This window comes from Nocardia pseudovaccinii NBRC 100343 (assembly GCF_001613225.1).
Classification (GTDB): Bacteria; Actinomycetota; Actinomycetes; order Mycobacteriales; family Mycobacteriaceae; genus Nocardia; species Nocardia pseudovaccinii.
Window position 1 is genome coordinate 1 of the sequence record NZ_BDBY01000059.1, and the last position, 12,196, is coordinate 12,196.

Consider the following 12,196-nt stretch of genomic DNA (forward strand, 5'->3'; position numbering starts at 1 on the left):
GGCGCGAACCAGCACGACACGAACCAGCGCGGCGCGAACCAGCGCGGCGCGGATCGGCGCGGCGCGGATCGGCGCGGCGAAACCGTGCGCGGCTAGGAAATGCGCGGCAGCCGGAATGCTTGCGGCTCAGTCGATGCGGCGGCGGTGCGCCCAGCGGGTGAGCGCGTTGCGGTTGGACTGCTGAGTCTTGCGGAGCACGTTGGAGGCGTGCGTCTCGACGGTTTTCACCGAGATATAGAGCTTCTCCGCGATTTCCCGATAGGTGTAGCCGCGGGCGAGCAGCCGCAGCACTTCCAGTTCGCGCGGGGTGAGCGAATCCAGTTCGGGATCCAGCGGCGGCTCCGGGACGGGCGACTTTCCGGTGAACGAGTCGAGGACGAAACCGGCCAGCCGCGGACTGAACACCGCATCACCACCGGCGACCCGCCGAATGCCATCGGCCAGTTCGGATCCCGAGATCGTCTTGGTCACATAGCCGCGCGCACCCGCGCGGATCACCGCGATCACATCCTCGGCGGCATCGGAGACGCTCAATGCCAGGCATACCGGACCGTCATCGATGCCTGCCAGCACCGCGACCCCACCGCCATCGGGCATATGCACATCGAGCAGTACGACATCCGGACGCGCGGCATTGATTCCGGCGACCGCCTCGGCCACGCCCCCGGCCTCTCCGACGACCTCCATATCGGTCTCCCGGCTCAATTCGGCCCGCACACCCGAGCGGAATACGGCGTGATCATCGACGAGAAAGACCCGCACGGTCACCTACTTCTCCTCACCCTCGGTGGGTCGACCCACCCTGACGCGCGGACCGCCCGCAGGCCGTCCGCACTTCATCGGTACCACAATTGCCACCGCAGCCGTCGTCATCCGAGCTACGACCCGCGTCGCATCATCGGGGCGATCACTTGGCGTTGCGAACTGTCTGTCGTACTCCGTCGACCTGATCGTCGCCGACCGGCTGTTCCGCCTCGGCCCGGTCCCGATCGGCACCGGAGTCGGTGCGCGGCATGATGATCCGCACCTCGGTGCCCCGACCGGGCGTGGACAGGATCTCCACCTGACCGCCGCGCCGCTCGATTCTGGCGCGAATGGATTTCGCGACACCCCGCCGATCCTGCGGCACCGCCGCGATATCGAATCCGGCCCCGCGATCGCGCACGAAGATGCTCACCTGATGCGGTTCCGCCTCGGCGAACAGATCGATCTCCGGGACGCCCGCATGTTTGGCGGCATTCACCAGCGCCTCCCGGCTCGCGCCGAGCAATGCGGTGAAATGCTCCTTCGGCAGGCCGGACCCGCTGTCGGCACCGTCCATCGTCACATCGCCGACGGTGACCGGAGTCACCTTCACCCCGTGCTGATCCTCGACCTCGCCCGCGATCGTGCGCAGCGCCGCGGCCAGACTCGACTGCGCGGGCCCGGAATCCTCGAAGAGCCAGCGGCGCAGCTCCCGCTCCTGACTGCGCGCCAGCCGGGCCACCTCTTGCGGATCGTCGGCCTGACGCTGGATGAGCGCCAACGTCTGCAACACCGAATCATGCAGGTGGGACGCGATTTCCTCGCGTTCCTCATTGCGAATGCGGGCCGCGCGCTCGGCATTCAGTGCGCGCATCATGCGCAGCCACAGCGGCACCGTCAGCAGACCGGCGCCGATCAATGTGACCGCCACCGCGATCAGCGCGGAGCCGAGCGAGCTCAGATCGATCCTGGCCAGCACCACCACGCCGAGTCCGAGCACGATCATGGTGATCCCGGCGACGATGCGCGACCAGGTCACCACCGAGGGTCGCGCGGGCAGCCCGAGCAGCGAGCGCGGGCCGTCGGTGTCGTACTCGCGCCACACCAGCGCCGCACCCACCGCCACCACGACGATCGGGACGATCACCTTCGCCGCGGTACCGCTGAACAACCACGACACCCCGACCGCGAGCCCGAGCCCGAGCAGGGCCAACCCGATCGCCTGACGGCGTTCCTTACCGGTCGGCTTCACCGCATCGTGGCCGCCCGGGGTGAAGATCCACAGCATCCCGTAGGCGACGATCCCCGCCCCCGCCAGCGCGGACAGCAATACGAACGCCATCCGCACCTTGAACACATCGAGCCCGAGGTGGTCGGCGATACCGCCGGCGACACCGCCGACGATCCGGCCCCCCGAACGCCGCACCATCCGCGGATACGGCGGTGTCGGCGGCAGGGCCGGTGCGGCGCCGAAGCGGCCGGGGCCTGGCGCGAACCCGGGCGCGGCGCCGAAACCCCGGGGATCGGCCCCCCGAGCAGCATCGAACGCGGGCACGGACGGGTACATGCCTTCGATACTGGCACGACCCACCGACACCGACCATCAGGAATCACCCTGATCTTGGGCTCAGGAAACGCTCGGTAATGCCGAATTCCGTGCGTATGAGTCACGGTGGAAAACGGTTCGAAGACTGCGATGTGTGTGATTTAGCATCGCCGAGTGGCGGAGACGGTGAACCGGCAGTGGATTTTACGGAGGCGGCCCGAGGGGGCGTTGCGGGATGGGGATTTCGAGCTCGGGAGCGTTCCGGTTCCGGTTGCGGGGCCGGGGGAAGCCTTGGTCAGGGTGCATCGGCTGGGTATTGATCCCACGCAGCGTGGTTGGCTCAACGATGCGGACAACTACATCGATGCGGTCCCGGTCGGCACGGTGATGCGGGGTAGCGGGGTGGGGCAGGTGGTGCACTCGAACACTCCGAGCTATCCGGTGGGCAGCTGGGTCGCCGGTATGGTCAGCTGGCAGGATTACGCCGTCGCGTCCGAAGGTGGCTTGTTCGGGCTGAACGTGGTGCCCGACGGTGTACCCCCCACGATGATGCTGAGCCTGTTCGGAGCGCCCGGCTTGACCGCGTACTTCGGCATGACGGATATCGGCCGGCCCGAGCCCGGCCAGACGGTGCTGGTGTCGGCTGCGGCCGGTGTGACCGGATCGATTGCGGGACAGATAGCGAAAGCCTTGGGCTGCACTGTCATCGGCACCGCAGGCGGTCCGGACAAGTGCACCTGGATCACTGATCGCGCGGGCCTGCATGCCGCCATCGATTACAAACATGATGACATCGACGCCTGTTTGACCCGCATGGCTCCGGACGGTGTCGACGTCTTCTTCGATGGTGTCGGCGGCCGCGTTCTAGAGCATGGTCTGGCGCACCTGGCGCCCGGCGCTCGTGTTGTTCTGGCCGGTGCCATCTCTTCCGGGTATCAAGGTGCGGACCCACAGTGCGGGCCGCGGAACTACATGCAGCTGGCCATGCGCCGGGCACGCATGGAAGGGTTCATCTTTCTCGACTATCTCGGCCGTTTTCCGGAGGCGTTCGCGGCGTTGCGCGAGTGGCACGACAGGGGCGAACTCACCATCGCCGAAACCGTAAGCAGCGGTTTGGAATCCGCACCGAGTGCACTGCGCGCCGTCTTCGAGGGCGGCAATCTCGGTAAGCAGTTGGTCGACATCGTGGAGTCCTGAAACCCCGCCGAGAAACCTGGCATCACACGCCAACTGCAACTGGGAAACGGGCGGAAACCGGCACCTCACCGTCATCTATAGCTGGAGCCCGCACACGCCTCGGCCGAGACGCGGTGAAGTCCTCGGTGGTTGGTGAAATCGCTGGAAATGATGATCGCACCGTAGATACTGCCGGTGCGCAGTTGTTGTGTCGCTGCCTGCTTCGTGGAGTTGCCGGTCACGGCCCGAGGAATATCGCGATCTACGCCGCGCCATCGCACAGGGAGTTGCACAGGCATCCCCCACCGCCGACGCGCCGAGCCACGCGATGCTCATCGTCGGCGCCATACGCGGAGCCGTCTACCAGTCACTACTGGACCCCGAGGCCGTCCCGATCGACTCCGCACTGCGCGAGGTGACCCACCTCGTCGATGCTCTGCTCCCTGGCCCGCCCCACCGCAGTGATCCCGGTGCACCTGTAGTCACACCGATGCCGTCCGGTCCGGACAAAAAACCCGCGCTGAACTGTCGTTCTTATCCGCCGCTCAGCCGTCCCGGGAGGCGCCGAGCAGACCGGATGCCGATTCGTGCTCCGCCGGACCGGATAACTGGTCCCGAATGCATCTACCAGCACTTTTCATACCTCCCACTGGACAATGGCCGCGGCGGCGCACGACCGCGCGCGTACGTTTCTTCCGGGGCGGAAACGTCCCACTGAACGCAGGGGACTCGTGCCGCAGGGGGCCGAGCACAGGTTCGGGGAGGAATCATGCACATCAAGTCGGTACTGCTCACCGCCGCCATCTCAGTCGGAATCGCATTGGCGGGCACGCCATTCGCCGCCGCCCAGGGCACGGCGCCGCACGAGAAGAACTACTCGGGCCCAGGGGGATTCGAGCTCACCGTCGGCCATATGGACGAACAGTTCCGCCCGGTCCCCCCGCCCAATGGAATGCCGACCAACCGAGAGGTGTTCCTGGACAACACCTTCTACGGCACCATCCCGGCGAATGCGACGGGCACCATGAAGGCGGGCTATCTGGTCGCCTGTGCGGTCGATCTCGATCTCACGGTCGATATCCAGGCCGGGATCGGCTTCGACGCCGGGTTCAGCATCGGTGTCAGCGGCAGCGGCGACTCGACGTCACCGAACTTCGATGCCAGCATCGGCCCGAAGATCTACGCCGGTGTCAGCCTCGACATGTCGATCAGCCCCGGCGAGATCAAGCCGATCGAAGTGGGCACCAAGGCACTGGCTCTCGGCGGCACCGGCTATCTGGTCAGCCACGACTATCACCTGGTGGTCAAGAACTGCGGCGGCCCGCTCACCATCCAGTCCTATGTGACCCTCACGGCCGACACACCCGAGGTCACCGCCGCCGACGCGGTAACAGGAGACCGGATCTTCCTGTAATCCGGCAGTGCAAGGGCGGCGGTGCGATCGACGATCGCACCGCCGCCCGATCCGTACCTGTCCTCGAACCGGCTAAATTGTCCCTATGTTTGTGTCGCCCAAAAAGATCGGGCGCACGTGGTAGCCGGGGACAGCACCGCCGAGGCCCGGGGGGAAATCCGATCACCGCGTGCGGTTTTCGCGCAACGATTCGCCGATCTCTATGCGGCCGCGGGCAATCCGACGCTGCGACGGGTGGCCACGGCGGCCGGAGCGAGGATGCGGGCCGCGCAGGGGACGCGGGCTGCCGCGAGTGCTTCGGTGCAACGGATCAGCGATTGGAAGGCGGGGCGCAATGTTCCGGCTCGCTTCGAATCGCTGCTTCCGGTGGTGCTCACCCTGATCGACCTGGCCAAGAAGGCCGAGACGCAGGTCAGTCGGCAGTTGCTGGAAGTGCGTGAGTGGCAACGGCTCTGGCAGGCCGCCATAACCTGGACACCGAATGACGAGGACGACGCGGGCTGTCCCTACCTAGGACTCACCTCGTATCGCAAGCAGCACCGGGACCTGTTCTTCGGCAGAAGCCGATCCACTGCCGAACTCGTCGATTTGGTCCAGGGCGCCGTCGCCGACGCGGATGGCGTCGTCGTGCTGATCGGCGCATCGGGTGCGGGCAAGTCCTCGCTGTTGGCCGCGGGGCTCATACCCGCCGTCACCGACAACTGGTCGACCGCCACGATGACACCCGGGGCGAGGCCGCTTCGCGCGCTGGCCAAGGCTTTTCACGCGGATAACACGATAGCCGAGCCATCCGCCGACGAGGTGTGCACGGCGCTCGACCAGTGGAGCGCCGACCAACGCCGACTGCTCATCGTGGACCAGTTCGAGGAACTGTTCACCGCCTGCCCGGATGAGCGCGAGCGCGAAACCTTCCTGAATGTCTTGGACCGCTGCGCCACTCGGGCCGAGGATGCCCTCACTGTCGTCATCGCCCTGCGCGCCGATTTCTATGCCCAGTGCCTCGACTACCCGATCCTGCAGCACGCTCTCGAACACCGGAGCTATCTACTCGGCCCCATGCGGCTGGACGAACTGGACCGAGCACTCATCGGGCCGGCCAACCACGCCGGGCTCGAACTGGAGTCCGGCCTAGCAGAACTGGTGATCACCGAACTCTGCGGACTCGGTGATCACGAGAACCGCCAGAGCTACGATCCAGGCGCACTCCCGCTGCTGTCGCACGTCATGGCCGCCACCTGGCAGCACCGCGAAGGCCGCAAACTCACCGTCGCCGGATATCGCAAGGCGGGCGGTGTCATCGGCTCCATAGCCGCCACCGCCGAACAGGCATGGAGCGAACTATCCGACACCCAGCAGTCCTCCGCGAAGGATGTCCTGCTCGGGCTCGTTGCCGTCGCCAATGATTCGCGCGATACCCGGCGCATCGCCGTCCGTCCGAACCTGCTGCAACGCACCACCGACCCGATATCCGCCACGGCCGCACTGGAACTGCTTGCCCGCACCCGCCTGATCACCCTCGACTCCGACTCGGTGTACCTGACCCACGAGATCGTGCTGGACGCGTGGCCGCGACTGCACACCTGGATCGATGAGGACCGCGTCGGCTACCTCGTCCGGCAACGGTTGGAAGCCGATGCCGCGGAATGGGATTCGACCGGGCAGGATCCCTCACTGCTCTATCGGGGCACCCGGCTCGAGACCGCACTCGGTCATGTCGATCCGCCTACGGTCGGCGGCCAGATCCGCACTTTCCTCGAGCATTCCCGAGCAGCGCGAACGCATACCCGCAGACGGTCGTCGGTGACCCGCGTAGTCCTCGCCATGCTCGGCGTCGGCCTACTCGTACTCGGCACGGTCGCCTACGCGCAGGCCGAGCTCACCAAACAGCAGCGCAACGACAAGAACTTCGGATCCGTACTGGCGGAGGCGGATCGACTACAACAAATCGATCCATCGCTGTCCGCGCAGCTATATCTCATCGCCGGACAACTCAGGCCGGGCGATCCGGAGGTGCGGGCACGGTTGCTCGCGACCCAGAACCTCGCCCTCGCAACACCATTTGTCGCACACGACGAGGGAATCAGGACCATCGCGTACCGACCCGATGGCCGGGTGCTGGCTTCCGCGAGCAACGACAACACCATCCGTCTCTGGGACGTCGCCGATCCGCGACATCCCCACCCGCTGGGCGAGCCGCTACGCGAATCCCCTTCCGGGGCGACGTCCATGGCATTCAACCCGGATGGCACGGTGCTCGCGACCACCGGCACTTCGGCGCGACCGCAACTGTGGGATGTCCGTGATCCGGCGCATCCCCGGCTGTTCGGATCACCGCCGACGGCCACCGGCGACACGGGTTATCTGGTGTCCTTCAGCCCGAACGAACGGACGCTGGCAGTCGGGTCCATGCGCGACAAAGGCATCACCCTGTGGGATGTCGGCAACCCGGCCGCACCGATCCAGGGGCGGTTCATCCCCACGCCGCGCGACCGGGACCTGTCCGCGTTCGCGTTCAGCGGCAATGGGCGGTTACTGGCGGTCGCGACCAGCGACTGGGACCGCAGTATCGCTACGGTCGAATTGTGGTCCGTCTCGGGCACGGGGGAAATCACCCGCGCTGGAACACCATTCGAGGTGACCCATGATGTCGAAGCAATCCGGTTCAGCCCTGACAACATCGTCTTCGCTCTGGCCGGTCCACGCCTGACCGTACGACACACCTACGTCAGCGTGACCCAGTTGTGGGCCGCCGATGATCCCGCCCACCCGCACCCGCTCGGAAATCCGCTGGTGGATAACGTGGTTCAGCAGCCGGTCCCCCTGCTCGCCTTCAGCCCGGACGGCCACACACTGGCGACCGGCGGTGCCACCGGAGCGAAACTATGGAATATCGCCGATCCCGCCCAGCCGACCCCGCTGGGCGCCCAGCTGTCGGCGATTCCATCCCGCTGCCTCAACGACGCGAGAATTCCCACCCGATGTACCGGTGAACCGACGGGGCTGGCATTCAGCTCGGATGGAAAGATTTTGGCCGTCGGTGGCACCGAGGGAGTCGTGCGGCTGTGGTCCCTGGCTCCTGCGGTTCTCGATGGACACACCGACTGGGGCCGGAGTCCGATATTCGATGCCACCGGCACCCGAATGGTGAGCGATTCCAGCGACGGCACATTCGTCATATGGGATACCGGCAACCCCCGGGAACCAGTCCGGATCGGGGAATTCCGGGCGAAACCGGGATCATCGATCCGGGCCCTGAGCCCTGATGGAAAGTCCCTGATAGCGCGGGACGGTCCGACGGGGCCGATGTTCCTTGTCGACCTCTCCGACCCGAAGAACATTCGGGTATCGGGCGACTGGCAGGCCGCGTCGTCGCAATGGTCGCGCCTGAGCGTCAACCGCGACTGGACCCTGGCGGCGCAGACTCTGGATCCCAAGGTCGATACTTTCCAACTCGCGAACATTGCGGACCGCTCCCGGCCGGTGGTACTCGGAGCACCGACATCAGTGGCTCCCGCGCAGGTCCAAGCCATCGGATTCAATCCGACCGGGCCCACCCTCGCGATCATCGAGTCGACCCTGTCCGAACCGAGTTCACCGGCGATGGCCCTGCGAACCAGGCTGACACTGTGGGACATCTCGAACCCGGACCGCCCTGTCCGGATGGGTACGTCCCCGCCGGAGCACTCGCCGCTGATGCTCGACGTGATCATGCACCCCGACGGCCGCACCGCCGTCACCGTGGCGAACGAAACCTTCCAGGTCTGGGACATCAGTAACCCGGCATCGCCCGAACCGATCGGTGACCGGGTCACCGCACATAATCTGGCGATCATCTCGACCTCGTTCAGTCCCGACGGCAAGACGATGGCCACCAGCGGAAACGACGGATCGGTGCGGTTGTGGGACTTCACCGATCGCCGTCATCCCCGCCTCATGTCCAGTTCCATCGCACCGCCCGGCCCCAACGTCTGGTTCATCCAGTTCCATCCACAGGGCGACTATCTGTCCGCCTCGAGCAGCGGTGGCGAACGTCGACTGTGGGATCTGGACGAACAGCACGCGATCGAGCGCATCTGTCATGCCACCGCCACCCTCATGACACCCGAACTCTGGCAGCGCTACCTGCCCCAACTCTCCTACCGTCCGCCCTGCGACTGAACAAGAGACCGCTTGGTCCAAAGAGATCAGAGATTTTCTCAGGGTTCCCCCCGATGCGCCGAAGTGCTGGTCAGCACGACCATGGAAACCATGACGAAAACGAGCTTCGGCGATCAGATTCACCAGATGTGGCAGTCGCGGCCCGTCCGGTTGCCGCGGCAAGGTCCGATCGCGGGCGTCGCGGCCGGGTTCGGGCAGCGCTACGGGATCGATCCGGTGCTCGTGCGGGTCGCGCTCGTGGTGTCGACAATTTTCGGCGGGGCAGGCATCGTGCTCTACTTGCTCGCCTGGCTGTTGTTCAGCGAGGCGGGTGATCAGTCCTCGGCAGCCGAGTCGCTGTTCGGCAAGGGGCACAGCTCGCAGTCGCAGACCAAGACCATCGTGTTGATCGTGGCACTCGCCATCGCGGTCAGCACCATCGGACCGGTCGGCGTCGGACTGGCAGGCTCGGGCATGATCAGCATGTCGCTGCTGCTGGCCGGTTGGTGGATGCTGCATATGCGAAACCCGCAGCCGCCGCCCGGCACGAGTTCGCTCGGCGGCTTCGACGGCGGTCTCACCGCGACCGGCTACCCCGGGGCCGTATTCCCCCCGCGCACGATGCCCGGTGACTTCTACGCACCTGATGTGCCGCCGATGTACACCCCCTACACGAAGTTGCCGGACGCATATGTTCCGGATGCTCCAGCACAGGCAGCACCGAATACCTCGGCGCAGCAGGCAGATCCGGACACAGTTCTCTTGCCCGATGCCGAAAATGGCGACGCTGAACCCGAATTGATCGAAAAGGGCGGCACGCCGATCGTTGCGGGCACTACGCCAGCCGATCCCGATACCGTCCTGCTGCGTAAGGAAGATGCCGATACCGTCCTGCTCGACAAGGGCCAGGCGGGTTTCGAAGCGCCTCCCGTAGGGACCCCAACGCCCGGCAACGGAACAACGCCGGGAATTCCCGCCTCCGAATCGCCGCACACGCCCGGCGGGACCACGACGTCCAGCGGCGACACCACACAACCTGCCGCTACGTCCGGCGCGAGCGACACCGACTCGGAAAGCGGCAGTAGCTCATCGCGAACCGAATCCACCTCGCGCACAAGCACTCCCCCATCCCGCACAACGGCCACGCCTCCTACCGCCCTGACCCCACCCTCCTGGGACCCGCTCGGCGTAGCCCCACTCGCCTGGGATCTCCCCGAACCCACTCCGACCCGCACCATCGTTGCGCCCCCGCCGAAACGGCCACGCTCCCGGCTCACCCCGGTGGTGCTCGGCCTGGCCATCCTGGCCGCCGCGGGTGCGGGTGCGCTGGCCGCTTCCGGCGTCGAATGGATGACACCGGGACGCATCGGCGCGGTGGCGCTGGCGGTGATCGGGTTGGGTCTGGTGATCGGCGCATTCCTCCGTCGCGGCTTCGGCCTGCTGGTGTTGACCGCGCCGCTCGCCGGATTCGTGGTGCTGGCCTCGATGCTCGGCCCGATCGAATTCGACAGCGCCACCGTCGGCGATCGCACCTGGGCGCCGACCTCGATGGCCGACCTGGCCCCGAAGTACGAGTTGACGGTGGGGACAGGCACATTGGATCTGCGGTCGCTGAACCTGACCGAGAGCCGGACCGTCGAGGTCGCGGTCCGGCTCGGCGATGCCAGGATCCTGCTGCCCGAGGGTATGGCGGTGCGCACCGATTGCACCGTCAATCTGGGAGATGTCAACTGCCCCACCGGTATTACCGGCCCGCATGCCGACGGCGCGCCGGTGCTCGACCTGAAAGTCCACGTCCGGACCGGCAATGCGGAGGTGCACCGTGGCTGACCCCACCGATGACAACGTCACCAAGCGGGGGCCGTCCGTCTCCCTGCTGATCGTCGGACTGCTCGCCCTCGGCGTGAGCATCTGGGCCTTCATCGGCCCGGCCACCATGACCGCCACCGGTGTGGCCTCACTCGGCTGGGTCGTCGTGATCGCCGCCATCGTGGTCGGCATCTTCCTGGTCATCTCCCCGCGCAGACCCCGCTGATCACCCGAATGGCCCGTCCCGCGGACGGGCCATTTTCTTTACGGAGGAGCAGAACGCCAATGCCCATGGAACAGTTCGACACCCACGACGAACCGACCGACCATACGGGAATCCCGATCGGCCGTTTCATGCCGCTGACACCGAGCCGCAGTTATCTCGGCGGCGGCTTATTACTCGGGCAACTCATCCTCGGCCGCACACCGCCGCCCACAACCACTACTCCAAATAGGCCGGACAGCCCAATTGTTCACTGATCCGGTCGAGTAACCGCTGCATACTCACCCGCTGCTTGCCCTCGACACCACGCGCGATCATCGGCACCATCCACCGCCCACTGGTCGCCACGTTGAACATCTGCTGGATCACCCGAGCGCCCTTCGGATGCGGCAGCACTCGACATTCGGCGCGAAACCACCGCTGCCCCTCGACCGCGAACATCGCCTGCGCCCGATCCACCTCGACCCGAATCCCATTGAGATCCCCGGCGATCGCGGCCCGGAATTCGTTCGGGCCGCCGCGCAACTCGATCCCCGGGCCGGGCCCGTCGACGAGGAAGAAGGCGTTGTCCGGACCGACCGGGCCCGCGCTCACCGTGGTGAGCAGCGCGGCGACCACCCCACACGGTGCCTCGACAACCGCGTGGAAGGTGCAGAGCGGCTTCTTCGCTGCCATCCGGACCCCCTGGGGAACTGGTCTATCCGGCTGACGGTACTCCCGAAATCCGGCAAATCAGTCCCGATTGCGGGGTCACTCCCATTCGATGGTGCCCGGCGGCTTGCTCGTCACATCGAGGACAACCCGGTTGACCTCGGCCACCTCATTGGTGATGCGGGTGGAAATGCGCTCGAGTACGTCATAGGGCAGCCGGGTCCAGTCGGCGGTCATCGCGTCCTCACTGGAGACCGGACGCAACACGATCGGATGACCGTAGGTGCGGCCGTCGCCCTGCACGCCGACACTGCGCACATCCGCGAGCAGCACCACGGGACACTGCCAGATCTGGCGATCGAGTCCGGCGGCGGTCAACTCCTCGCGTGCGATGGCATCGGCCTGCCGCAGCGTCTCCAGGCGGTCCGCGGTGACCTCGCCGACAATGCGAATAGCCAGGCCGGGCCCCGGGAACGGCTGGCGGGCAACGATTTCC

9 protein-coding genes are annotated in these 12,196 nt (G+C 66.2%); 5 read left to right on the top strand and 4 right to left on the bottom strand.

Annotated elements, in window-relative coordinates; genetic code table 11:
* Positions 1-126: 126 nt before the first annotated feature.
* Complete coding sequence (locus tag NP3_RS07125; protein WP_040686746.1) at positions 127-762, bottom strand: response regulator; 636 nt, start codon at positions 760-762, stop codon at positions 127-129.
* A gap of 145 nt (positions 763-907) precedes the next feature.
* Positions 908-2,311: an ATP-binding protein gene (locus tag NP3_RS07130; RefSeq protein WP_063039011.1), complete on the bottom strand. Its 1,404-nt coding sequence runs from the start codon at positions 2,309-2,311 to the stop codon at positions 908-910.
* Positions 2,312-2,464: 153 nt separating this feature from the next.
* Here NP3_RS07130 and NP3_RS07135 point away from each other — a divergent pair, with 153 nt between their 5' ends.
* From NP3_RS07135 to NP3_RS07155, 5 genes are all read left to right on the top strand, one after another.
* Positions 2,465-3,487, top strand: a complete 1,023-nt coding sequence (locus tag NP3_RS07135) for an NADP-dependent oxidoreductase (protein WP_063039013.1) — start codon at positions 2,465-2,467, stop codon at positions 3,485-3,487.
* Positions 3,488-4,235: 748 nt separating this feature from the next.
* Positions 4,236-4,880: an MspA family porin gene (locus NP3_RS07140; protein ID WP_063039015.1), complete on the top strand. Its 645-nt coding sequence runs from the start codon at positions 4,236-4,238 to the stop codon at positions 4,878-4,880.
* Between the two features lie 117 nt (positions 4,881-4,997).
* On the top strand, positions 4,998-9,038 hold the full coding sequence (locus tag NP3_RS07145) for an NACHT and WD repeat domain-containing protein (RefSeq protein ID WP_063039017.1): 4,041 nt from the start codon (positions 4,998-5,000) through the stop codon (positions 9,036-9,038).
* 81 nt (positions 9,039-9,119) lie between these two features.
* Positions 9,120-10,847 (top strand): PspC domain-containing protein, encoded by a 1,728-nt coding sequence (locus NP3_RS07150; RefSeq protein WP_063039023.1) that lies wholly within the window; start codon positions 9,120-9,122, stop codon positions 10,845-10,847.
* Entirely contained in the window at positions 10,840-11,052 is a 213-nt protein-coding gene (locus NP3_RS07155; protein WP_063039019.1) for a hypothetical protein, read from the top strand. The genes NP3_RS07150 and NP3_RS07155 overlap by 8 nt, the downstream gene beginning before the upstream one ends.
* Before the next feature lie 216 nt (positions 11,053-11,268).
* On the opposite strand, the gene NP3_RS07160 is transcribed toward NP3_RS07155, so the two are convergent.
* Both NP3_RS07160 and NP3_RS07165 read right to left on the bottom strand, forming a co-directional pair.
* The gene (locus tag NP3_RS07160; RefSeq protein WP_063039021.1) at positions 11,269-11,724 is read right to left on the bottom strand and encodes a hypothetical protein; all 456 of its coding nucleotides are present in this window, start codon (positions 11,722-11,724) and stop codon (positions 11,269-11,271) included.
* A 75-nt stretch (positions 11,725-11,799) separates the two neighbouring features.
* Positions 11,800-12,196: GMP synthase (glutamine-hydrolyzing) (locus NP3_RS07165; RefSeq protein ID WP_444980780.1), on the bottom strand; the 397-nt coding region annotated here is incomplete at its 5' end.